Source organism: Roseibacillus ishigakijimensis (genome assembly GCF_016595415.1).
GTDB lineage: Bacteria > Verrucomicrobiota > Verrucomicrobiia > Verrucomicrobiales > Akkermansiaceae > Roseibacillus > Roseibacillus ishigakijimensis.
The window spans coordinates 34,842-57,710 of record NZ_JAENIO010000006.1 but is presented as its reverse complement, the minus strand read 5'-3'; the positions used below and the strand labels follow the sequence as shown (position 1 = coordinate 57,710).

The following is a 22,869-nucleotide window of genomic DNA, read 5'->3' as shown; positions in this document are numbered from 1 at the left end:
ACAACGACCATGAAAACACTCCTCTGCAGATATACAGCAGCCACGCTGATGTGGTCTGTGCAGCTCGGCTTCTCGCAAACCGAGGAGCCGGACCTTCCCTACTCGAGCGGTTCAACCGGAGCGGACGGCGCCTTTGCTCCTCCGGCCAGCATGCCCAACCGCTACAACTTCGCTTTTGCCTATGATTCCGCTCGCGAAGAAGCCGTCGTCTTCGGAGGTTATGACCGGGGGCAATCCGTGTCCTGGCTCAGCGGAACGATTCGAAACTCCGGTTACAAACCGGAAACCTACACCTTCGATGGCACCGAATGGACTCTCCGGCAAACAGACACCTTCGTCTCCGCCCGTTACGAGGTGGAAATGGCCTACGATCCGGAACGGCAGCAATGCGTGATGTTCGGCGGCCTCCGCGCCGATGGGACAACTCTCGATGACACGTGGACTTGGGATGGGAATGACTGGAACAAGGAGGAGCCCGCCACCACACCGCCCGCTCGCCATCATCACCAAATGATCTGGGACTCGAGCAATAATAGAGTCCTTCTCTTCGGTGGTCGCAGTGATTCGGGCTGGCTGTCTGACATCTGGACTTGGGACGGAACCAATTGGAGCCAAATCGCCACCACCAACACTCCAGGCTCTTCGGCCTCTCAGCAGAGCTACGGCCAAGTTGTCTGGGACAGCACCCAAAACCGGGCAGTTTACTACAACGAATATTATCGCGAAACCTATTCTTTCGACGGGCAAGCTTGGACTGAAATCGAGACCGCCAATAGCCCTAACACGGGTATCGGCGGTCGTATGGCCTATGACCCACTCAACGAGGAAATTGTTTGGCAGGGAGGGACCAGCAGCGGACAGACTTGGGTGTTTAAGAACAATGAGTGGTCGCAGAAAAACCCACAGAACCCTGATCACGACCGAGAATACGCGGGGATGGTCTGGGACAACGGCAACGAGCGCGTGCTCCTCTTTGGCGGCGATACCGGATCGGGAGACTTCCAAAACACGAGTGCCTGGGACGGCACAAACTGGACCCAGCTGACAGGACGCGTCTATCGATTCGATATGTCTGCAAAGCCTGATGGAATCTGGAACTTCACCTCCATCAACATTCCAGAGTGGGTGGCCGTTTACTTCGATAGAAATGCCGCCAATTCTCCCGTCACCTGGTTGGCCACCGAAAAGGTCACCATCAATGGCCGCATCTACCTCAATGGCGAAACCGGACCCGACAACGACCTCAGCGGCCGTGTCGCCCTCGGCGGCCCCGGCGGCTATGACGGAGGATTGGGTGGAGTGCGCTTTGACATTTCCGGTCGCTACGCGGGCACTCCCGGCCAAGGCCCCGGCGGAGGAGAAGCTCCGACCGAGGAACGCCAGACTGGAGGGCATGGCCAATACACCGGTGTTTACGGCAACACCCTTGTGCAACCTCTCATCGGGGGCTCGGGTGGCGGCGGCGGCTCGGCCTCCTCCAATGCCAATGGTGGCAATGGCGGGGGCGGGGGCGGAGCCATTCTCATTGCCTCTTCCCGCGACATCGAAATCAACGGTGGCATCCAGGCCAACGGTGGGAACCGCTCCTACGGTGGCGCCAGTTACGGCGGCTATGGAGCCGGAGGAGCCATCCGCCTCATCGCCGACCGCCTCATCGGCACCGGTCATCTGGAGGCAGAAGGTCCCAGCAGCGGAGGAGAAGGCCGCATCCGCATGGAGGGCTACTACCGCCCCCTGGCCCCCAATGCCTCGCCCGTCCCCAGTGCCACCGCGCCCGTGGAGTCCATCGACTTCTCCAATCAACCCGCTCTCAGCGTCATTTCGGTGGCCGGAGAGAATGTGGCCCAGCCTCCGTCCGGTAGCTTGAGCAGCCCGGATGTCATCTTCACGGAAGCCGGCCCGGTCTCTATCACCGTGCAAGGCCAGAACATCCCGCAGGGCACCCCGGTCTCGGTTCGCATCACCAGCAACGAGGGCATCATCGAGCTCCCCAGTGGAGACGACCCGGTGGTGAGCCTCAATGCCAGTGGCACGGCAACCTTCAATACCGTAGTGCCCAAAGGAACCGGGACGATTCAGGCCTTTGCCGAATTCACCCTGACTCCCTGAGTCTGTCTCACCATGCGCTCCCCCAGCAGTCCGGCACGAGGTTTCACGGTGGTTTTCCAACTACCGTGCAACCCGGTCCGGGCTTTTTTCTTCGCCTGCGCCTTTCTCCTGGGTTCCTCCGCCCTGCAGGCAAATCCCGCCGAAGAAGACCCGAAAGCTGGTCCCGCGCCCATTCTCGCCTGGTGCGACCATTTCTTCCAATCGGTGCGCCAGGACGCCGTGGCACCAGCGCAGGTCTCCCGCCGACTGGCTCTGCTCTTTATCTCCGCCCACGATGCCTATCAGCTCGCAGCCGATTCCACCTCCGAAGACTGTTATTTCAAAGGCCGAATGGTCACCGCGCCGGACTCCCCGCGCCATCCCGAAGTGGCCGCTCTGGCCGCTCTCTACCAAGGAAGCGAGTACCTCTTTCCCAGCCATCGCCACAGCTATCGAAAGGGCTGGCAGACCTATCGCGAGGAACAGCTCGCCCAAGGTCTGCCTGCAGGCCAATTCCAGCTGAGTGCCAGTTTCGGGCACTCAGTGAGCGCCGAAACTCTGGACCTCCGCATTGAGGACGGAGCCAGCAGCGGCCGCACCTACGTGCCCTCCCGCGAGCCCGGCCAGTGGCGGCGCACGCCTCCCCGCTTTCGCCCCCCCGAGCTCTCCCATTGGGGCAAAGTGCGGCCCTTTGCGCTCGAGAGCCCCGATCAATTCCGCCTTCCCCCGCCCCCCGCCCTGGGCTCTTCCGCTTACGAGGCCGCCCTCGCCGAGGTCCAGGAGGCCGGGGGCCAATCCCGCGCCAATCCCGAAGATGCGGAAATCGCCAAATTCTGGTCCTGCTTTTCCTACACCACCACTCCGGCCGGCCACTGGAACGTCATCCTCTGCGAGCTCCTCGCCGAGGATCCCTCTCTCTCTTTCCAGGAAGCCCTCCACCGCTTCCTCGTTCTCAATATCACCTTGGCCGATACCGCCATCGCCTGCTGGGACAGCAAATACCACCACAACTTCTGGCGCCCCATCGATGCCATCCGGGCAGCGGGAGACCCCACTTGGAACTCTCGTCTGGAAGCCCCGCCCCATCCCGAATACCCCTCCGGCCACAGCAGCTTTGCCGGAGCGGGCTCGCGAATTCTGCAACTTTGCTATGGCCGCGACGACCTCAGCTTTTCCACCACCAGCGACTCCGTGCCCGATGTCGAAAAGACCTATCAAAGTCTGCGGGAATGCGCCCGCGAGATGGGCCACAGCCGCATTTTGGGAGGAATTCACTTCTCCTTTTCCGACGAAGGAGGGCAAAAGCTCGGTCGCCAAGTGGCCGACTGGTGCTGGGAGGAGGTGACAAAACGAACAGGCTCCCACGCAAAAAACGATTAGCCAAGTGAACAGGCCGCGCTAATCTGCTGCCGTGCCCGCCAAAAAGAGTTCCCGCCAAGCCACCAAGAAGGCTTCCGCTAAAAATTCGACTGCGAAGAAAGCTCCCTCCATCGAGGTGCGGGGCGCACGCCAACACAATCTCAAGGGCCTTGATGTCGATATTCCGCTCGGACAACTGACGGTGGTCACCGGTCCCTCCGGCTCGGGCAAGTCCTCCCTGGCCTTCCACACTCTCTACGCCGAGGGCCAGCGCCGCTACGTGGAGACCTTCTCCCCCTACGTGCGCCAGTTCTTCGACCGCATGGACAAGCCCGCGGTCGATGCCATCGAGAACATCCCCCCGGCCATTGCCATCGAGCAAAAAAACCAAATCCGCACCACCCGCTCCACGGTCGGCACCCTCACCGAGATCAACGACTACCTCAAGCTGCTCTACCCCCGCCTGGCAAAGGGCTACCACCCCCGCACGGGCGAGGAAATCGCTCCCGATACCCCCGCCAGCGCCACCGCCTGGACGTTGGAAAACCTCGCTGACGAGCCCGTGCTGATCACCTTTCCCGTGCCCATCCCCGAGGACACCCGTAGTGAGGACCTCTTCCCCTTTTTGCAAAATCAGGGCTACCTGCGCCTCCTCCTGCCCGATGGCACCCTCGTGCGCACCGACGATCCGGCCCCGGACCTCGACCTCAGCGAGACGACAAGTGTGCAGGTCATTCAGGATAGGGTGAAGGCCAGCTCCCGCAACCGCTCCCGGCTCTTCGAGGCCCTGGAGACCGCTCTCCGCCTCGGCAAAGGAGAAGCGACGGTGACCCCTGCAGCGGGGGACAAAAGGAAGACCTTCTCCACCAGTTGGGCGCCCCTGCAACGACCGACCTCCGCGCTCTTCACTTTCAATAATCCCCTCGGCGCCTGCCCCACCTGCCGGGGCTTCGGTCGCGTCATAGGCATCGATCTGCAAAAAGCGGTCCCCAATCCCTCCCTCTCCATCGCCGACGGGGTGGTCAAACCCTTCCAGGGCGAGCGCGGGGAGGAATGCCAGGCCGATCTCGCACGCCTCGCCCCCGAAGTCGGCATCGATCTCCACGAACCCTATCGCGACCTCACCCCCGACCAGCAGGAGTGGATTCTCTACGGGGAAGGTAGTAGCAATGATAGCGAGAAGCTCTGGCAGGAAGGCAAGTGGTATGGCGTGAAGGGCTTCTTCGACTGGATGGAGAGCAAGTCCTACAAGATGCACGTGCGCATCTTCCTCGCCCGCTACCGCAGCTACACCCGCTGCGCGGATTGCCGCGGCCGCCGCCTGCGGCCCGAGGCCCTCGCCTTCAAAATCGAAGGCAAAACCCTCCCCGATCTCTGGCAAATGCCGGTCGATGAACTGGCCGATTTTCTCCAGAAACTCGAGGCCAGCGCCGAGGTCACCCGCAAGCTGGCCTTCGACAAAACCCTGGGCCTCATCCTGGGCGAAATCACCTCCCGCCTGCAATACCTCCTCCAAGTCGGGCTCTCCTACCTCACCCTCGACCGCCCGGCCCGCACCCTGAGCGGCGGCGAAATCGCCCGCGTCAATCTCACCACCTGTCTCGGCACCAGCCTGTCCCAAACTCTCTTCGTGCTCGACGAGCCCACCGTCGGACTGCACCCGCGCGACATCTCCGCCCTGGTCAAGGTGATGCACGACCTCCGCGACAAGGGCAACACCCTCCTCGCCGTCGAACACGACGAAATCGTGATGCGCGCCGCCGACCAGCTTCTCGACATCGGTCCCCGCAGCGGACAGCACGGCGGCGAGCTGGTCTATCAGGGTCCCCTCAGCGAGCAGAAAAAAACGGCCTCCATCACCTTGCCCTATCTCACCGGGCAAAAGACCATCCCCCTCCCCGAACAACGCCGCACACCCCACACCTTCCTCACCCTCACCGGGGCCAACCAGAACAACCTGCGCGAGGTCGAGCTGAACCTTCCCCTCGGCACCTTCACCTGCCTCACCGGGGTCTCGGGCAGTGGCAAATCCACTCTCGCCCACGACGTGCTCTATCTCAATCTGGCCCGCGAACTGGGAGAAGCCACCGAAGACGAACCTGCCCCCATCAGCGAATTGACCTTCCCCCCGGAACAAATCCAGTCCGTGCAATTGATCGATCAGACTCCCCTCGCCCGCACCCCCAAGTCCACCCCGGCGGTCTACCTCGGCGCCTTCGAAGCGCTGCGCCAGCTCTTCACCCTCATGCCCGAGGCCAAGGCCGCCGGACTCAAGCCCGGCTACTTTTCCTTCAACTCCGGGGCCGGCCGCTGCGAGCGCTGCCTGGGCAATGGCTTTGAGAAAGTCGAGATGCAGTTCCTCTCCGATCTCTATCTCACCTGCCCCGAGTGCGAAGGCCGCCGCTACAACCGCAGCGCCCTCGACTTCACTTACGAGGGACATAGTATCGCGGACCTTCTCGACCAAACCATCGAGGAATTCGTCACTTGGGCCCACTCCGGTAGGGATGCCTCGCCGCAGGCATCCGCACCCAAAACGACCTCGCCGCAGGCATCCGCGAAAGAAAAGAAACTCCTCCACAAAGCCGCCACTCTCCTGCAGCCCCTCATCGACGTGGGCCTCGGCTACCTGCGCCTCGGGCAACCCCTCAACACCCTCTCCGGCGGCGAGTCCCAACGCCTCAAGCTCTGCCAACTCCTGGCCCAATCCCAATTCTCAAATTCCAAATCTGAGATCCAAAAAGCGCTCCTCATCCTCGACGAGCCCACCACCGGCCTGCATTTCACCGACATCGAGCGCCTGCTCCTCATCTTCCAGAAGCTCGTCGACAGCGGCCACAGCCTCCTCGTCATTGAGCACAACCTCGACGTCATCAAGTGCGCCGACCACCTCATCGACCTCGGTCCCGAAGCCGGGCGCCACGGAGGCCAAATCGTGGCTGAAGGCACGCCGGAGGAGGTGGCGGCGGCGGGGACCCTTACCGGGCAATTCCTCGCCCCCCTCCTTGGGGGAAAACGAAAAACGAAAAACTTAAAAACTAAAGTTTCAGACAAAGTTTCAGGAAATCCTGTTCATCCTGTTCAAAAGCAGAAAAACGCCATCTCCATCTACGGGGCGCGTCACCATAATCTGAAAAACATCACTCTCGATATTCCCCGCGACGAAATGGTGGTGGTCACCGGACTGTCTGGCTCCGGAAAATCCACTCTCGCCTTCGACCTCGTTTTTGCCGAAGGCCAGCGGCGCTTCCTCGACTCCATGTCGCCCTACGCCCGGCAGTTCGCCGAACAACTGGAGAAACCGGAGGTGGACAAGATCGAAGGCCTCCCGCCCACAGTCGCCATCGAGCAACGGGTCTCGCGTGGGGGAGGAAAATCCACCGTCGCCACCATCACCGAGCTCTACCACTTTCTGCGCCTCCTCTTCGCCAAAGTGGGGGTGCAGCATTGCCCCGAGTCCGGCCTGCCCGTCATTTCCCAAACCGAGGACGCCATTTTGCAACGGGTCAAAGACGAGGCCAAAAAGGGACCAGTCACCCTGCTGGCCCCCCTCGTGCGCGGACGCAAAGGCTACCACACCGATGTCGCCAAATGGGCCGACAAACACGGCTACGAACAACTCCTCGTCGACGGGGAATTCCAAGACTCCGCCAACTTCGAGCGCCTCGAACGCTTCGTCGAACACGATATCGACGCCGTGCTCCTCGGCGGTAGGGACGCTTCGCCGAAGCGTCCGCCCTCTGCTACGGCCCTGGCCGAAAAAATCTCCGAGGCCCTCAAGTTGGGCAAAGGCACCTGCCGCCTCCTCACCGCCTCCGGCGAACTCCTCCCCCTCTCCACCGCCCGCGTCTCGCCCGCCACCGGGCGCTCCTTCGAGGCCCCCGACCCCAGCCACTTCTCCTTCAATTCCCCCCGCGGCTGGTGCCCCAAATGCCGGGGCTACGGACACGTCACCGTCCAGCGCAGCAAATACGACGCCTCCGGCTACAACTCGGTCTCGGAGGCCGAACTGGACTACGACCGCAAGCTCGACCGCGCCGACGAGGAGGAACTGAAAACCTGCCCCGAGTGCGCAGGCTCACGGCTCAACGAAGCCGCCCGCCACGTCTTCCTCCCCAACGACGGCGAGGAATCGCTCAGCCTGCCCCAACTCGCCTCCCTCTCCGTGCTGGAGGCCCAGGAACTCATCGGCCTGCTTCAATTCACGGGCCGCGACAAGCTCATCGCCCGCGACATCCTGCCCGAGCTCACCCAGCGCCTCCACTTCCTCGCCGAGGTCGGACTCGGCTACCTCACCCTCGACCGCTCGGCCAACACCCTCTCCGGCGGCGAGGCCCAGCGCATCCGCCTCGCCGCGCAACTGGGCTCCAATCTACGCGGCGTGCTCTACGTTCTCGACGAACCCACCATCGGCCTCCACCCCCGCGACAACGTCAAGCTCCTCGACACCCTGCGCGCCCTGCAGCAAAAAGGGAACAGCCTCCTCATCGTCGAGCATGACGAGGAAACAATGGCCCGCGCGGACCACCAAATCCACCTCGGCCCCGGCGCCGGACGGCTGGGCGGCGAGCTGATAACGCCCGAAGCGGTGGAAAGGGTTTCCCTGCCCGCTCCAGCCCGACGCAAGATTCCCGCCAAGAACGCGCGCGAAGGCTGGCTCAAGCTCAAGGGCTGCCGCTACAACAACCTCAAAAACATCGACGTGGCCCTGCCTCTCGGCCGCCTGACCGTGCTCACCGGCGTCTCCGGCTGCGGGAAATCCTCCCTCATGCGCGGCACCCTCAAGCCCGCCTTCGACTCCCTTTCCCAAAAAAACAGCGACAAGAGCTGGCAATCCATCAAGGGCTTCGAGCACCTCAAGGCCTGTTACGAGGTCGACCAGACCCCCATCGGCAAGACCTCCCGCTCCTGCCCGGCGACCTATGTGAAACTCTTTGACGAGATTCGCAAGCTCTTCGCCCAACTGCCCGAGGCCCGCATGCGCGGCTACGAGGCAGGCCGTTTTTCCTTCAACAACAAGGAAGGCCAATGCCCGGACTGCAAAGGCAATGGCCGCATCAAGCTCGAGATGGACTTCCTGCCCTCCACCTGGATCGACTGCGAGGCCTGCGAAGGGGCTCGCTACAATCCCGCCACCCTCGAGGTCACCTACCACGGCAAGAACATTGGCGAAGTGCTCCACCTCACCATTGCGGAGGCCGCGGAATTCTTCGCCGCCGTGCCCAAGTTGAGCAAGACCCTCTCCCTCCTCGCCGACACCGGCCTGGGCTATCTGCAGCTCGGTCAACCCAGCCCCACCCTCAGCGGCGGCGAGGCCCAGCGCATCAAGCTCGTTTCCCAACTCATCAAAGGCCGTTCCCCCAAAGCCGCCCTCTCCGGCGTGAAGCAAGCGAACCTCTATCTCATCGAAGAGCCCAGCATCGGCTTACACGGGGCCGATGTCGCCAAGCTCGTCGAGGTCCTCCATCGCCTGGTGGAGGAAGGCCACACCGTGATCGTCATTGAGCACCACATGGACCTCGCGGCCCAGGCCGACTACCTCCTCGACCTCGGCCCCGAAGCCGGAGCGGCCGGCGGCACCATCGTCGCGGCCGGCCCACCCGAGCAAGTGGCGAAAAGCAAAGCCTCCCGCACCGCGCCTTTTTTGAAAGAAGCTTTGGAAAATTTATTAACAATGTAAGGTGAGGGGCGATGCGCCTCTCTTCTCTTCTGCTCGCCCTCGTCCTCCTCACTTGTCTCCCTTCCTGCTCTCTGGTTCCGGCTCAGATCAAGCGCATGGCTCACAGCAACGACCATGCCTTGGCTCATTCCGAAGAGGGAGCCTTGCTCCAGCTGGCCCTCAGCGAGGACGAGGAGGCCGATCACGCCCTAGCTCACTTTGTGGAAAAATGGAAGGAAGCCGGCCGGGGAGAGCGTGACACCATCGTCCTTCCCGGCGAGAGCCAGCCCTGGACGGTCCACTTCGAGAGCCATCCCCAGCCGGATTTCAGCTTCAAGTTCTACGACCAACTGCTCCCGGCGGAGGACTTCCGGGTGGTCAAATTACCCCACTTCAAGCGCAAGGGGCGGGGGGCCTCGCTGGTGGGACTGCGCGAGAACAAGGGCGAGTTGCCCATTGAAAAATTCTACCCGCCTCATGGCATCACCCGCCCCCTGACCGCCTTCATCTCCCAGACCGGCCCCCGCGAGGCCTCCATCTATCTGGCCTGCCCCCTCTTGCACGAGGATGTCCCGGGCCCCTCGCGGGTGCCCTTGGCCGCCGACTTCTCGGTGGCTTGGGCGGCCTTTCTCGAGCGCACGGGCAGCCTCTGGCGCACCGGAGTCACCGACGTCCTCACCCGCAAGTCCGACCGCCCGCCCCAGCTCTACCTGATGGAGCCCTACGATCCGGACAAGCAACCTCTCATCATGATCCACGGCCTCCTCTCCACCGCCCTGGCCTGGGCCAAGGTGAGCAACGAGATGTGGGGCGACCCGGAAATCCAGAAACGTTATCAAATCTGGCACTACCAGTATAATACCTCGGCCCCGTCCCTCTACTCCTCGCGGCAATTGCGCAATCAGCTGAAGGAACTGCGGCAATTGCTGGACCCGGAAGGCGACGACTACGCCAGTCGACACATCACCCTGCTGACCCACAGCATGGGCGGGCTGGTGGGCAAGGCCCTCGTAGTCGAACCCCGGGACACCTTTTGGAAAGCGGCTTTTCAGGTGCCCCCGGAGCAACTCAAGCTCTCGCCCGAAGATAGGCAAAAGCTGACCAATGCCTTCGAGTGGAAAAGCGAGAAAGCCATCGGCCGCATCATCTTCTGCAATGTGCCCCACCGGGGGAGCAGTTATGCGGATAATCTCATCGGCAAACTGGGCCGCCTCATCGCCGCGCCCCCGCGCCCCTTCCAAGAATTTTACCAGCGCATCAGCGCCGATAATCCCGGTGTCTTCACCCCCGCTTACGCCGCTCTCGGCAAAGGACAGCTGGATAGCGTGAGTTCGCTCTCCCCCCGCCAGCCCACGCTGCAAATCCTCGACACTCTGCCCCCAGCCCATCCCGTGATCTATCACAGCATCATCGGCACTCGCGGGCGCAAGGGCCCGGTGGAGAAAAGCTCGGACGGGGTGGTCACTTGGCAAAGCAGCCACTTCCCCCGCGCGGTGTCGGAGAAGCTCATCCCCGCTGGACACGGAGCCTTCCACCACCCCGAAGCCATCGCCGAAATGAAGCGCATCCTCAAACTGCGCGACGGGCAAAGAGAGTGAAATCATCACCCGAATCGATAGTCGCTTCGGACAAATCAATTTCCCCCGCGGGAAAAAAACGGGCAGAGTTCCATTATCAAACCGCAATCTCCCCCTCCCCGCCCCTCGTCGGCAAGCAACTGGCTCCTCTTGCTCTGCTGGATCGTGCCCGGCATCTGTGCAGGGGGAGCCCTTGTGGGCTGTACACTTCTCTTGTTGAGCGCTCATCCTCACCACATCCCCCTGAACATCCTTTTCCTAACTGTCGCCGGCTGCGTTTTGCTAGCTTGCGGACTCTTTGCCTCCTATCTCCAAATCTCAAAGGAAGAGGGGCGCGCTCAAGTCAACAAAAAGACGCTGGCCTGGAGCACCTTCCTCTTTCTCCTCTGTCAGGTTGTCGTCATCCCGCTCGTGATCTTTGCCATGAGTCTCGGCTGTCAGGCCTTTCTTTAAATCCTTCTCTTTTCTATGAACTTTTCCACCTCACTCCTACGCGATCCGCGCGAGCTGAAGCGCACCACCTCGCGTTGTCCCGATTGTCTCCAGCGGGTGCCAGCGGAGGTTTTGAAAATCTCCTCCGCCGAGGGCCACAGCGAGGTCCATCTACGGCGGCGCTGTCCCGAACATGGCGAGAGCACCTCCGTGATCTCCTCCGACGCCCGCTTCTACTGGCTGGCGCAAGGCTCGGAGGACAATCGCTGCGGCCCCGGCTGCGCTTGCACTCCCGCCGATTCCACGGGCTTGCCGGGGACGTTGGGAAAAAACGCCGGGCAGCCCGACACCATCGAAAAACTCTCCACCTGCCTCGCCCTCATCGAGATTGTCGACTCGTGCAATCTCGCCTGCCCCACCTGCTTCGCCGACTCCCCGGCAGGCACGGGCGAGCGCCTCAAGTATCATTCCCTCGCCGCCCTCCAGCAACGCATCACTGGAGTCCTCGATCGGAAAGGCCCCATCGAGCTGCTGCAACTCTCCGGCGGAGAGCCCACCCTCCATCCCGAGTTCTTCGCACTCCTCGACTGGATTCACGAGGAACCTCGTATCGACTATGCCTTGATCAATACCAACGGCGTGAAGCTGGCAGGCGACAAGGGCTTCTTGGAGGAACTCGGCAAGCGGGTCTCGCGCGGACACCTGCAACTTTACTTACAATTCGATGGTCCCCAACAGGAAGGACAAGTCGAGCTGCGGGGGACAGACCTGCGGGAGATGAAGAAAAAAGCGCTCGCCAACTGCGAAGCCATCGGTCTGCCCGTCACCCTCGCCATGACCGTGATGCCGGAGAATCTTCCCCACCTCTGGGAGACGGTGCAATTCGGGCTCGGGTATGAGAGCTGCCGGGGCGTCTCCTTCCAGCCCCTGTTCCATTCCGGCCGCACCCACGCCCGCGAACGCCGCTTGAACACCGCCGACATCATTCTCGGGCTCATGGCGCAATCGGATGACCAGCTCGGGCCCGACGACTTCACCCCCCTGCCCTGCGGGGACCCGAACTGCGCCACCATTGGCTATCTGCTCAAGACCCCCCTGGGCACGCGCAGTGTCTCCGAGTTCATCGACTTTGCGAAAGTGCAGGGATTTTTGCAGGACAAGATTCGCTACCATCTCTCCGACCTCGTGTAATGTGGCTGCGAAAACACCGAACTGGGAGCGATTCTGAAGGACTTCGAACTGCGCGAAAAGGACACCTTCCGCCTCTTCATCAAGCCCTTCATGGATGCCGGCACTTGGGATGACGACCGCATCGACCGCTGCTGCACCCACGTCATTCGTCCCGATGGACAGCTCGACTCCTTCTGCCGCTACTACGGCCTGGCCTGATGAACGACGAACCTCCCGAACTCAACACTCGTGGACTGTGGCTCAGTATGCTGGGGCCGCCCGGGCTCGTCTTACTCGTTATCGCCCTCCTTAGCTACCCCATTTTTTCAGGTGACCCCCCTCTCGTCGGCGCCTGGTTATTCATCTCTCTCGCAACCGCTTACTGCATAGGCTGGGGAGTCTTTGCCAGAATGACTGCAGACCGCTATCAGGGAAGCAGTCATTGCCTCCTCGTTTTCTTCTACCCTCTTGCCCAGCTGATTATCTTACTCACCCTCGCTCTCACCGGATGCGCCCTCTACTTCATGGACAATCCCATCCATTGAGGGAACCTCTATCCCGCTTCTTGTTCTCGCCCTTGTGGCTCGCCTCTGATAAACCATCCGAACATGACTCCTCCCGCTCTTCCACCTCGGGCTAAGGTCCACACCAAGAGCCTCTGGATCGCTTATCTCCTGCCCATCGTGGTCACCGCTCTTCTCTCTCTCTGGGCAGCGATCGAGAAGAACCCCGACCTCGCTTTTTCGGCCCTCGGCTCGGGAGCTTTCGCCATTCTAGTTGGGTGGATTCTTCTGCTCGTCACTCTCCGGAAAAAAGTAAGCGGCGGCATGCTGGCACTGGGCTTGATTATTTATCCCATCGCAGAGGCCACGCTCTGTTTCATCATCTTCTTCGCCGGTTGTCTCGGCAGCCTCGGAGATGAGGGCTTCGGACACCGCCCGCCCGATGATTGGGTGCGGCAACAAGAGGAACGAAAAGCCCGAGAAACCGAGAGTCCCGGGGAAACGACTGCGGATGAAGATGAAGGGTTCTTGGGCACGGGCCGTGACCTCACCCCCGCGGGAGAGCCTCTGCCCGCCCCCGCCGAACAGCCATGAGCACGCTCTTCCCCAGCGCTCCCAACGCCGGTTTTCCCTACTACCCCCTCACCTTGCTGCTGGGAATCATCCTCTCCGCCGTTTACTGGATTCGCCGTAGCAAAAACGACCCCCTCATCCCGCTCATCTACGGCGCCGCCTTGGCCTGTGCCTTTCTCGGAGCCAAGCTGGCCTACCTCCTTTCCGAAGGCTGGCTGGTGTCGGCCTCCGATCAGCGGCTTCTCCACTGGCTCACTGGCAAATCCGTCACCGGAGCCTTGCTGGGCGGCTTCCTCGGAGTGGAGGGGGCCAAGAAACTTCTCGGCTATCGCAAAGCGACCGGCGATGGCTTCGCCGCCGTGGTCCCCCTCGCCCTCATCGTGGGCCGCCTCGGGTGTCTCAGTCACGGCTGCTGCCGCGGGATCGCCTGCTCGCTCGGGCCCCTCACCCACTGGCCCGCCGTGCAGGTGGAAATCGCCTTCAATGGGCTCGCCTTCCTTCTCTTCTTCAACTTTCGCCGTTTCGGCCTTCTCCGGGGCCAACACTTCCACCTCTACCTCATCGCCTACGGCTTGTTTCGCTTTGGTCACGAATTTCTTCGCGCCACCCCCAAGCCCTTCCTCGGGCTCTCCGGCTATCAACTCTTCGCTTTGGCGCTGACCTTCATCGGTCTGCTCGCTTTTCGTCGACGGCAACTCCATCCGCCGATAGCCTTCGCTTGAATAGCCATGACTGCCTCACTCCTCACCCAACCTACTGACCTCTTGGTCCAGAGCGACCTCGCATACGATTCCGGATTTCGCTGGCCATTCTTTCTCGCTCAGGTCCTCAACGTCCTCATCATTGTCTTCTGGGTCTGGAGCACGATTGCAGCCGTTCGTAGGGTGCTGTGCGAGGGAGAGGGCAGCGAGGTCCCGCTCTGGATGCTCGTCATTTTCCTCTGTCCGATCCTTGGGGCCGTCGCCGCACTGCTCTACTTCCGGCGCCGGAATACCGCGAGCAAGCCCAACGCACAGAGCGAGAGCGAAGAGGGCTCGGGGATGGTCTCGTAGCCAAGGTCCCGAAGGATGGCGAGGTCCAGCTCGGTCAAGGTCTTGCGCTGGCCCGCACTGAGAGTGGGGCCCATGACCGCCTCTTGGGTGGAGCCATCCACAATGCTGGTGCTCATCGTCCCGGCCGCCAAATGTCCGCCATCAATGGGCACCGCGCCTAGTCCTTCATAGACACTGTTGGCCTCCATCCCGGTCCATTCATTGCCCGAGACCTGGCTATTCCAGCTTTCGCCAATGCCGAAACCAATGGCATGGAGAATCTCGTGAAGAGCAACGGTGTAGAGATCGATCTTTCCACCGGCCACCCCGATGGTGTGGTCATAGTGCCAGCTCAACCCCAACTCAGCAGCACTATCCGTGTTCCCATCATTGTCGGTATCGGTGTCAAACCAGAGATTTCCGACAAAAATTCCCGATTGCAAGGTCACATCTTCTCCGTTGAAGGTTGTGCTCTGAACGTAGAGCACCGGCCCACTCCCCCGCAGCATGGCCGCATCGGAAAGGGCCTCCATCTGGTCGACGGCATCGGCAAATGAACCCGGCCCGATCGTGCCACCCAAATTAAAGCCAATTCCTCCCGGCCCGCCCTGCCCCAGCGTGTTCCCCCCCAAATCACGCCCTCCCACGTAAATCTTAATCTCGTCAAGACCGAACCCGGGAGAACTGTGGGGATTCTCCAATGTCACCGCATTCCCGGAATTGGGCTGGGTGTATTGCAAACGCCAATCTACGGTCGATGAATTCGCGCCATTGGTCCCCGTGTAGGTGTCAGTCGCCAGCGGAGAAAGCGAATTGGTCAACGCCGCACTGATATCGGAGGCCGCTTGGCTAACCGCTGCCCGCGCGGTGGCATTTCCTGAGAAAAGATTATTGGAGGGGACAAAATCGAGGACGATATTGACCGCATTGGTAGTGGATAGGCCCAGCCAAAGGCTGCCAACAGTCAGGATAAAAGGAGAGTGCGCGTTCACAGGAGATTTCGAGTTTACCGCATGAGGTCCTACTATATTTCTCGTGAATTAGAAAACAACAAAAGCCCCCACCTACATTGCGAGGCACTCACAACTCTCCGCTTTCTGGGCAATAACGCCACTGGAAGCCTCCTCGAAAAATCCTCTTATCGTCTCACCGCAAGGTAGATGGCATGTTCCTTGCGCTTGGCGCGCTCGTGCTTGGCACAGGGATATTCCTCCACCCAGAATTTTGCCTTCTTGAGGCTGCGGAAAAGACGCGGATCCCTTTCGACCGCCCAGAAGGCGATGCGGCCATCAGGCGCGAGGGCCTGCTTGAGCAGATCGAGCCCCTCAGCTTGGTAGAGCTGGGAATTCTGCGGCTGCAGCAGGGAGGAAGGCCCGTCATCGACATCGAGCAGGATGGCATCGTAGGGCGCGACCTCGCCTCTGGCCGCCCGGCGGATGCAATGAAAGACGTCGTCAATGGTCACCACCGTGCGCTCATCGGTGAGAATGTCGTCATTGTAGCCCCCTACCAACTCACGATTCCAGCGCACGATCTCGGGCAAGAGCTCCGCCACCTCGCAGCGGGAATCCGGCCCCGTGAGTTCCAGCGCGCGCCGCAGGCTGAAGCCCAAACCCAGCCCGCCCACCAGCACCCGGCACCCCGGGCGAGTGCCCCGGAAGTCACATCCGTAGTCCGCCAGCATGCGCTCGGAGTAGGTCATCTTAGTGCTCATCACCTGGCGATCATTCATGTAGAGATAGTATTCGCCGTCGTGTTCGATGAGGCGGAAGTGCGCGCCGTCGGGAGCACGGGTTTCGGCGACGTTGGTGGTGGGCTTCATAGGAAGGGGCAGTGTTAGCAGGAAAAGGGCAGTCCGGCCAGCGGGGGTTCGCCCGCTGTCTTCTTGCCAAGTTCGGCGGGCTGGTTTTGAGTAGACCCATGTCCGATTTACAAGGGAAATGCATCGCCGTCACCGGAGCTTCCAGTGGCATTGGATCCGCCATCACGGAGCTCCTTCTCGCTCGGGGAGCACGCGTCTTTGGCCTCTGCCGCCAGATTGGCAAGGTGCCCGCCGGGGCCGATCGCATTTCCTGCGACCTCAGCCAACCGGAGCGCATCGGCCATGCCTTTGAGATCATCCAGGAAGCCACCGGCACCCTCGACGCCCTCGTCAACAATGCAGGCGTGGCCTGGATGGAGCGGGTCAGCGATGGCGATCCCGAACGCTTTGCACAAATGTGGCAAGTCAACGTCCACGGGCTCATCATGGCCACCCAGCACGCCCTCAAGCTCTTCCCCGCCAGCGGAGGCCGCATCGTCAATCTCTCCAGCATGAGCGGCCACCGCGTGCCCCAGACCGGCGGCTTCTACTCACCCACCAAGTTCGCGGTGCGCGCACTCACCGAATCCTTGCGCAGCGAGTTGGCCGGCGATGGCTCTCCCCATCAGGTCGCCACCGTCAGCCCCGGCTTTGTCGACACCGCCATTCTGGACAAGTATTTCGAAGGGCGCGAAGAGAAACTCAGCCAGCTCCGCGAGTCCGCTCCCATCCTCCGTCCGGCCGATGTCGCCGACTGCGTTTACCAAATCCTGGCCGCCCCCGCGCACGTCAATATTGGTGATATCCAACTCCGCCCGGCGGGGCAAAAGGCATAATCTCGCACATTTTCTGGTAAAAGTTCGCCATGAAAAGAGATTGAGCCCAAATGGGAATCCCGCGACACTGGACCATCTATGAGCATTCAATTTGGCGCCAGCACCTGGCTTTGGACTTCCCCCTTCGGCACCGACAAGGTCTCCCTTTTCTCCACCATCAAGAACCTCGGCTTCGATAGCGTGGAGCTCCCCATCGAGGACCTCTCCCTGGTGGATGCGGGAGAGATTCGCAAGGCCCTCGATGGCGAAGGTCTCACCGCCACGGTCTGCGGAGCCTTCGGACCCGGTCGCGATCTGACCAACTCCGACCCCCAGGTGGTGCAAGGGGCCCACGACTACATCAAGGGTTGTCTGGACTTCACCGCCGAACTGGGCGCGGATTTCTTCGCCGGCCCCATGTATTCCGAAGTCGGAAAAGCTCGCCAGCTCCCGCCCGAAGAACGCCTCGCAGAGTGGAACCAGGCCGTGGAACAGTTGCGCAAAGTCAGCGAAGAAGCCGCTTCCCGCAATCTCCAGATCGCCTTGGAGGCCATCAACCGCTTCGAGACCGATCTGGTCAATACCACCGCCGACACCCTCCGCATGGTCCAGGACATCGGCCACCCCGCCGCCAAAGTCATGATCGACACCTTTCACATGACCATTGAGGAGGGCGATCTCGGCGGAGCCATCCGCGAAGCCGGCGACCAGCTCCTTCATGTGCAGGTCTCCGAAAATCACCGGGGCATCACCGGCACCGGGCTCACTCCCTGGGGTGACTTCCGCGAGGCGCTGCAGGCGATCAACTACTCCGGTCACATCACCATCGAGTCCTTCACCCCCGCAAATCGCGACCTCGCGGGCGCGGTCTGTATCTGGAAAAAATTTGCCGACAACCAGGATATCTTCGCCAAGCAGGGCCTGGACTTCATGAAGTCGCTCTTCTCCTGAAGCCCGCCCTCATGGTTCCGCCGGGGCAAAGGGCATCTCTCCCTCCCCGCGGGGCTGGACCTCTCCCGCTCCGCCTTCCCGCTGGTAGACGCGCACATAATCGATGACGAACTCGGCGGGAAACTCCGTGGTCGCCTCCGGATCACCGGGGAACTGCCCGCCCACAGCCAGATTGAGCAAGAGGTGGAAAGGCTGGTTGAAGGGTGCCGGCCAAGCATTGAGGTCCTCCGCCGACTGCGGAGGCAGCCCTTGCCCGTTCTCGTGCGCGGAGCTACTCCACCAGAAGTTTTTGCGCGAGTAGAGATGACCATCAACAAACCACCGAATTTCACCCGGCTCCCACTCCAGGGCATAGGTGTGAAAGCTCGTAAAATCCTCTCCCTCGGGAAAGAGATACTCGCCGCCACTGTGCTGGTTGAGCGGCCAGCGCGCTCCATAGTGAATCGTGCCGAGCACTTTGCCCGGCTCCTGGCCCCGCGCCTCCATCAAGTCGATCTCACCCGAGGCTGCCCAAGGACCGTAATCTTCCTTTTCCGGCAAAAGCCAGATCGCCGGCCAGAGCCCCTGCCCGGAGGGAAGGTGGGCCCTCACCTCAAAGCGGCCATAGCGTTGCGCGAAGAGTGACCGACCATCTTGCCCCTTGGTGCGGAGCCGCGCCGAGGTGTAGCCACATTGATGCAGGGATTGCTTGAGGGCCCGGATGACCAGGTGCCCCTCGCGCAGGAAGGCATTGTTTGGCGAGTCGGTGTAATACTGCCGCTCCCCATTCCCCCAACCCGCGATCCACATCTGGGCATCATAGGAGTAGAAGCCGTTTCCCAGCTGATAGTCCCACTTGCTGGCATCGATCTGGTCGCCGGAAAATTCATCCTGCCACACCAGCTGCCAGGTTGGGTCCTCAGCGAGGGCCAGCCCGCCCAGCCATAGGGAAGAGAGAAGGAAAGTCTTCATTCTCCCTACCATCGCTAGCGCCCCGTCCTCCCGCAAGCAAAAGAACCCGCCCGCGCCCACTGCGGATTCGCGGTTTTTTCTTTGGCGCGCGGGCTCGTTCCCGCTATGCCGTGGCCATCATGGCACGCGTCAACGAGAACTTCCTGAAACTGAAAGCTGGTTACCTTTTCCCCGAAATCGCCCGCCGGGTGAAGGCCTTTACCGAGTCCAATCCCGACAAAGCCGGACGCCTCATCCGCTGTGGCATCGGCGACGTGACCGAGCCTCTCCCCGAGGCCGCCCGCAATGCCATGAAGGCAGCGGTCGACGAACTGGGCAACCGCGACACCTTCCGCGGCTATGGCCCCGAGCAAGGCTACGACTTTTTGCGCGAAGCGATCATCGCCAATAACTATAGCGCCTTGAACATCGAAGCCGACGAAATCTTCGTCTCCGACGGCTCCAAATGCGATTCCGGCAACATCCTCGACATCCTCGGCCCCGGCAACCGCATCGCCATCACCGACCCCGTCTACCCCGTCTATGTCGACACCAACGTGATGATCGGCAACACCGGGGAAGCCGATGAGAACGGCCGCTACGAAGGCCTCGTCTACCTCCCCTGCACGGCGGAAAACAACTTCGTGCCCGCTTTGCCCGAGGAGCCCGTGGACCTCATCTACCTCTGCTACCCCAATAATCCCACCGGAGCCTCCGCCACCCGCGAGCAGCTCACCGCCTGGGTCGAATATGCCAAGAAGCACAACGCCCTCATCCTCTTTGACGCCGCCTACGAGGCCTTCATCCAGGACCCCGAGGTGCCACGCTCCATTTACGAGATCGAAGGTGCCCGTGACTGCGCTCTGGAGTTCCGCTCCTTCTCGAAAAACGGCGGCTTCACCGGCGTGCGCTGCGGCTGGGTGGTCGCGCCCAAGTCCGTCTTTGGCACCACCGAGAGCGGCGAAAAAGTGGCCATCCGCGACCTCTGGTCCCGCCGCACTTCCACCAAGTTCAACGGTGCCAGCTACCCCGTGCAACGCGGCGCGGAAGCTCTCTACAGCGAGGAAGGCAAGGCCCAGGTCAGCGAGCTCATCAACCACTACATGGAGAACGCCCGCCTCCTGCGCGAAGCCTGCGAAGCGATCGGACTCTCCGTCTTTGGAGGAGAAAACGCCCCCTACGTCTGGGTCGCTTGCCCGGCAGGCAACACCAGCTGGGACATGTTCGACCGCATGCTCAACGACGCCCAGGTGGTCATCACGCCCGGTTCCGGCTTCGGGGCTGCGGGCGAGGGCTTCTTCCGCGTCTCGGCCTTTAACTCCCGCGAAAACATCATCGAAGTCTGCCAAAGAATTAAAGATAACTTGAGCAATTAACAAATTTCCCTCCACCCCTCTGATGAGAAGTTGTGTTTTCTAAAAACTTCTCTACAAAGGGTGCGGGATGAAGAGTTTTTACAGAAAGTCCCCCACTTTTCTGTCCCTGGCTGCCGGTGTGGTTCTTCTCACCGGATGTGTCCCGGAAGATCAGAACGGGATCACGGCGAAAGCGAGAGAAGCTGCCCGGCACTCTCCTTTCGCCATTTTTGAGGCCTTGCAACGCGGGGATCAAGATCTCGCCCTGGCTCTATTGGCTGACGGGGTCAAGCAGCATGAGCGCGACCGGGAGGGCCACACCGCCCTCATGGCGGCCGCCCGCGCGAGATGCCCCCGGGTGGCTTGGCAGCTCCTGCCCCAGCGAGTGGGAGCCACCCTCCCTCAGGATAAAAAGGGACACACCGCTCTGGTCCACGCCGCCCGCGCGGGCGAGGTCTGGTTGGTGGGTGAGCTCTTGCAGCGTGGGGCTTCTCCCAATCACGATCTGCCCGGGGGAGGCACCCTGGTGGCAGAATGCCTCTCGGCGGGCCGCCTGGCCTCGGCTCGCTTGCTCCTCGCACACGGTGCCCGGCTGGAGTCCCGGGACCACACGGGGTCTCCCTTGATGGAGATCGCTATCCGCAAAGGGCAGGCCTGGCTCGTCTCCGACCTCATCAGCCGGGGCTGGCACTATCGCCCCTCTGCCGCCACGCGGGAGCAGCCCCTCGCCCACCTCGCAGCCAGCTCTGGACAAAGCTCCCTCATCGACCTCTTGGCAGAGCAAGGCATCGACCTCCAGGCCCTCAATCCCCAGGGAGAAAATGCCGTTCATGCCGCCATCGCTCTCGACAATTCCCCAGCCATCCAAGCCCTCGCTGCCCACGGCGTTTCCCTCGACCAAGCCGACCGAGACGGCTTTCGCCCCCTGCACCGGGCCGTGCAACGCCGCGCTCCGGCCAGCCTCCGCACCCTCCTCGCGCTCGGAGCCAATCCGCGACTCACCGACCTTGAGCATCACCAGGCGCTCGATCACGCGCTCGCGCAGCGTGATTTCGCCTTCGCCTCCCTCTTGCTGCGCTATGGGGCCCCCCTCTCACCCCATCACCTTTTCCAAGCCCTCTCCGACGGCGATCGAGAGCTTTTCGACTTTCTACTGGCCCACGGAGCCGATCCTGAGGCGCGCCCCCCGTTGGCTCTGGATTCTCCCCTCACTCTCGCCCTCTGGAAAAAAGATCGCTGGGCGGTCAGACGGCTGTTGCAGGCGGGGGCTCATCCCAACCTGCCGGGTCGCAATGGCCAGACCCCCTTCCACCACGCCGTCGCCCTGCTGGATCACAGCCTCATCAGCCTCATGCTCCGCCGGGGAGCCGACCCCAACCGCCCCTTCGCCCACCCTCCCTCGCGAGAGTTCCAGGACCAGGTGACCAGCCCTAATATCGCGCGCTCGACCCTGCGCCACACCCGACGAGTCACCCCCCTCACCATCGTCGTCGATAGCGGTGACTTGGAATTGGCGCGTTTGCTCCTCAGCTACGGGGCCGACGCCACCCTTTTCACCCGTGGCGGGCGCTACCACTACTGGTATCCCATCAGCTGGGCGGCACGACGCGGCGATGTTCCCATGATGCAGCTCCTCCTGGGACGAGAACCCTCCCAAGTCACCCGCTGGGCCAAGGTCGACCTCTCCCAGCAACGGACCTGGGTCTATGAGGGCGAGGAAGAAATTTATTCCACCAGCGTCTCCACCGGCAAAACTGGCTTCGCCACCCGCACGGGAACCTTCGTCATCACCAATCGCTATCCGAACTGGAATTCAACCATCTACGAGTCCTCCATGCCCTATTTCCAACGCTTCAGCTGCAGCGACTTTGGCTTCCACGAGGGCTCCGTGCCCGGGTATCCCGCCTCACACGGCTGCATCCGCGTGCCAAAGGGGAATGTGCTCCAGCTCTGGAAACTGCTCCGTTTAGGCGACAAAGTGGTCATCCAACCCTGAACGTTTTCCACCAAAAAAGCCTCCCGAAAAGGGGAGGCTTGTCATTAAGCAAGGGGTTTCAAGGAAGCTTACTCGCCCACTTTCTCGACTTCTTCGCCAGCCTCTTTGAGCGCTTCGCCCACTCCATCGGCAGCATCGCGCACTCCTTCACCGACAGATTCCTTGAGTTCTTCTGTCTTCTCAGCAGCCTTCCGCTGGGCTTCCTCGATTTCGCGCGCGGCATTCTCCTCCGCTTCCTGCAGCTTCTGTTTGCCTTCTTCGATGGCGGCCGCCGTGTTTTGCTTGGCCTCTTCCGCAGATTCAGAAATCTTGGCCCCCACATTCTTGGCTGCTTGCTTGGCTTCCTCAGCCTGCTCAGCAGCCTTTTCGCCGGCTTCCTTCATATTTTCAGCCGCAGCGTCAGTTCCGCGCTCCACGGCATCTCCCGCTTCTTCAACGGCATTGCTCGTTTCCTTACAGGAAGAGAGGGTCAAACCGGCAGCAGCGATTGCAGTCAAATAGACAATGTTTTTCATGTTCAATTATTGGGGTAGGTTGTTGGGCTCCCGTCAGGGCTCATACCAGCGAAAGCTTACTCTCGCAGAGACAGGCGAGGAGAACAAAAAGCCACATCAATTGTCGCTTTCCGC

Annotated in this window: 18 protein-coding genes; 14 read left to right on the top strand and 4 right to left on the bottom strand. The window is 61.5% G+C overall.

What is annotated here, in order from left to right:
* The first annotated feature begins 9 nt into the window (after positions 1 to 9).
* The 10 genes from JIN78_RS03895 to JIN78_RS17685 all read left to right on the top strand — a co-directional run bounded on the left by JIN78_RS03895 (position 10) and on the right by JIN78_RS17685 (position 14,413).
* Positions 10 to 2,109: a Kelch repeat-containing protein gene (locus tag JIN78_RS03895; protein ID WP_200390627.1), complete on the top strand. Its 2,100-nt coding sequence runs from the start codon at positions 10 to 12 to the stop codon at positions 2,107 to 2,109.
* Positions 2,110 to 2,121: 12 nt separating this feature from the next.
* Complete coding sequence (locus tag JIN78_RS03890; protein WP_200390626.1) at positions 2,122 to 3,468, top strand: vanadium-dependent haloperoxidase; 1,347 nt, start codon at positions 2,122 to 2,124, stop codon at positions 3,466 to 3,468.
* Between the two features lie 109 nt (positions 3,469 to 3,577).
* Positions 3,578 to 9,127 carry an excinuclease ABC subunit UvrA gene (uvrA, locus tag JIN78_RS17690; RefSeq protein WP_425606130.1) on the top strand — a complete coding sequence of 1,850 codons (5,550 nt, stop codon included), beginning with the start codon at positions 3,578 to 3,580 and terminating at the stop codon, positions 9,125 to 9,127.
* Positions 9,128 to 9,138: 11 nt separating this feature from the next.
* Positions 9,139 to 10,704: a lipase family alpha/beta hydrolase gene (locus tag JIN78_RS03880; protein ID WP_200390624.1), complete on the top strand. Its 1,566-nt coding sequence runs from the start codon at positions 9,139 to 9,141 to the stop codon at positions 10,702 to 10,704.
* Positions 10,705 to 10,899: 195 nt separating this feature from the next.
* The gene (locus JIN78_RS03875) at positions 10,900 to 11,136 is read left to right on the top strand and encodes a hypothetical protein (protein ID WP_200390623.1); all 237 of its coding nucleotides are present in this window, start codon (positions 10,900 to 10,902) and stop codon (positions 11,134 to 11,136) included.
* 15 nt (positions 11,137 to 11,151) lie between these two features.
* Positions 11,152 to 12,306 carry a radical SAM protein gene (locus tag JIN78_RS03870; RefSeq protein WP_234037778.1) on the top strand — a complete coding sequence of 385 codons (1,155 nt, stop codon included), beginning with the start codon at positions 11,152 to 11,154 and terminating at the stop codon, positions 12,304 to 12,306.
* Between the two features lie 197 nt (positions 12,307 to 12,503).
* Positions 12,504 to 12,830: a hypothetical protein gene (locus tag JIN78_RS03865; RefSeq protein ID WP_200390622.1), complete on the top strand. Its 327-nt coding sequence runs from the start codon at positions 12,504 to 12,506 to the stop codon at positions 12,828 to 12,830.
* Positions 12,831 to 12,893: 63 nt separating this feature from the next.
* Positions 12,894 to 13,382, top strand: coding sequence for a hypothetical protein (locus JIN78_RS03860; RefSeq protein WP_200390621.1), 489 nt, complete (start codon positions 12,894 to 12,896; stop codon positions 13,380 to 13,382).
* Positions 13,379 to 14,083, top strand: a complete 705-nt coding sequence (locus JIN78_RS03855; protein ID WP_200390620.1) for a prolipoprotein diacylglyceryl transferase family protein — start codon at positions 13,379 to 13,381, stop codon at positions 14,081 to 14,083. Before JIN78_RS03860 ends, JIN78_RS03855 begins: the two co-directional genes overlap by 4 nt.
* Before the next feature lie 6 nt (positions 14,084 to 14,089).
* Positions 14,090 to 14,413, top strand: coding sequence for a hypothetical protein (locus JIN78_RS17685; RefSeq protein ID WP_200390619.1), 324 nt, complete (start codon positions 14,090 to 14,092; stop codon positions 14,411 to 14,413).
* Here the strand turns inward: JIN78_RS17685 and JIN78_RS17680 are convergent.
* Positions 14,335 to 15,384, bottom strand: a complete 1,050-nt coding sequence (locus JIN78_RS17680) for a PEP-CTERM sorting domain-containing protein (RefSeq protein WP_200390618.1) — start codon at positions 15,382 to 15,384, stop codon at positions 14,335 to 14,337. The two genes, JIN78_RS17685 and JIN78_RS17680, sit on opposite strands and share 79 nt — an antisense overlap.
* Positions 15,385 to 15,530: 146 nt before the next feature.
* On the bottom strand, positions 15,531 to 16,214 hold the full coding sequence (locus JIN78_RS03840) for a spermidine synthase family protein (protein ID WP_200390617.1): 684 nt from the start codon (positions 16,212 to 16,214) through the stop codon (positions 15,531 to 15,533).
* Between the two features lie 98 nt (positions 16,215 to 16,312).
* On the opposite strand from JIN78_RS03840, the gene JIN78_RS03835 reads away from it, so the two are divergent.
* Together JIN78_RS03835 and JIN78_RS03830 are read left to right on the top strand one after the other, a co-directional pair.
* Positions 16,313 to 17,029, top strand: a complete 717-nt coding sequence (locus tag JIN78_RS03835) for an SDR family oxidoreductase (protein WP_200390616.1) — start codon at positions 16,313 to 16,315, stop codon at positions 17,027 to 17,029.
* Positions 17,030 to 17,107: 78 nt separating this feature from the next.
* The gene (locus tag JIN78_RS03830) at positions 17,108 to 17,959 is read left to right on the top strand and encodes a sugar phosphate isomerase/epimerase family protein (RefSeq protein ID WP_200390615.1); all 852 of its coding nucleotides are present in this window, start codon (positions 17,108 to 17,110) and stop codon (positions 17,957 to 17,959) included.
* Positions 17,960 to 17,968: 9 nt separating this feature from the next.
* Here JIN78_RS03830 and JIN78_RS03825 read toward each other — a convergent pair whose 3' ends face one another.
* On the bottom strand, positions 17,969 to 18,910 hold the full coding sequence (locus JIN78_RS03825) for a glycoside hydrolase family 16 protein (RefSeq protein WP_200390614.1): 942 nt from the start codon (positions 18,908 to 18,910) through the stop codon (positions 17,969 to 17,971).
* Positions 18,911 to 19,029: 119 nt separating this feature from the next.
* Here JIN78_RS03825 and JIN78_RS03820 point away from each other — a divergent pair, with 119 nt between their 5' ends.
* Together JIN78_RS03820 and JIN78_RS03815 are read left to right on the top strand one after the other, a co-directional pair.
* Positions 19,030 to 20,265 carry an LL-diaminopimelate aminotransferase gene (locus JIN78_RS03820; RefSeq protein ID WP_200390613.1) on the top strand — a complete coding sequence of 412 codons (1,236 nt, stop codon included), beginning with the start codon at positions 19,030 to 19,032 and terminating at the stop codon, positions 20,263 to 20,265.
* Between the two features lie 67 nt (positions 20,266 to 20,332).
* Entirely contained in the window at positions 20,333 to 22,240 is a 1,908-nt protein-coding gene (locus tag JIN78_RS03815) for an ankyrin repeat domain-containing protein (RefSeq protein WP_200390612.1), read from the top strand.
* A 68-nt stretch (positions 22,241 to 22,308) separates the two neighbouring features.
* On the opposite strand, the gene JIN78_RS03810 is transcribed toward JIN78_RS03815, so the two are convergent.
* Positions 22,309 to 22,755 (bottom strand): hypothetical protein, encoded by a 447-nt coding sequence (locus tag JIN78_RS03810; protein WP_200390611.1) that lies wholly within the window; start codon positions 22,753 to 22,755, stop codon positions 22,309 to 22,311.
* Between the last annotated feature and the right edge of the window lie 114 nt (positions 22,756 to 22,869).

What these genes read in the sequence shown, in the direction of transcription:
- JIN78_RS03895 (WP_200390627.1), top strand. Translation starts at nt 10, where the DNA reads ATGAAAACACTCCTCTGCAGATATACAGCAGCCACGCTGATGTGGTCT.
- JIN78_RS03835 (WP_200390616.1), top strand. Translation starts at nt 16,313, where the DNA reads ATGTCCGATTTACAAGGGAAATGCATCGCCGTCACCGGAGCTTCCAGT.
- JIN78_RS17685 (WP_200390619.1), top strand. Translation starts at nt 14,090, where the DNA reads ATGACTGCCTCACTCCTCACCCAACCTACTGACCTCTTGGTCCAGAGC.
- JIN78_RS03810 (WP_200390611.1), bottom strand. Translation starts at nt 22,755, where the DNA reads ATGAAAAACATTGTCTATTTGACTGCAATCGCTGCTGCCGGTTTGACC.
- JIN78_RS03820 (WP_200390613.1), top strand. Translation starts at nt 19,030, where the DNA reads ATGGCACGCGTCAACGAGAACTTCCTGAAACTGAAAGCTGGTTACCTT.
- JIN78_RS03830 (WP_200390615.1), top strand. Translation starts at nt 17,108, where the DNA reads ATGAGCATTCAATTTGGCGCCAGCACCTGGCTTTGGACTTCCCCCTTC.
- JIN78_RS03870 (WP_234037778.1), top strand. Translation starts at nt 11,152, where the DNA reads ATGAACTTTTCCACCTCACTCCTACGCGATCCGCGCGAGCTGAAGCGC.
- JIN78_RS03855 (WP_200390620.1), top strand. Translation starts at nt 13,379, where the DNA reads ATGAGCACGCTCTTCCCCAGCGCTCCCAACGCCGGTTTTCCCTACTAC.
- JIN78_RS03880 (WP_200390624.1), top strand. Translation starts at nt 9,139, where the DNA reads ATGCGCCTCTCTTCTCTTCTGCTCGCCCTCGTCCTCCTCACTTGTCTC.
- JIN78_RS03825 (WP_200390614.1), bottom strand. Translation starts at nt 18,910, where the DNA reads ATGAAGACTTTCCTTCTCTCTTCCCTATGGCTGGGCGGGCTGGCCCTC.
- JIN78_RS03860 (WP_200390621.1), top strand. Translation starts at nt 12,894, where the DNA reads ATGACTCCTCCCGCTCTTCCACCTCGGGCTAAGGTCCACACCAAGAGC.
- JIN78_RS03890 (WP_200390626.1), top strand. Translation starts at nt 2,122, where the DNA reads ATGCGCTCCCCCAGCAGTCCGGCACGAGGTTTCACGGTGGTTTTCCAA.
- JIN78_RS03815 (WP_200390612.1), top strand. Translation starts at nt 20,333, where the DNA reads ATGAAGAGTTTTTACAGAAAGTCCCCCACTTTTCTGTCCCTGGCTGCC.
- JIN78_RS03840 (WP_200390617.1), bottom strand. Translation starts at nt 16,214, where the DNA reads ATGAAGCCCACCACCAACGTCGCCGAAACCCGTGCTCCCGACGGCGCG.
- JIN78_RS03865 (WP_200390622.1), top strand. Translation starts at nt 12,504, where the DNA reads ATGAACGACGAACCTCCCGAACTCAACACTCGTGGACTGTGGCTCAGT.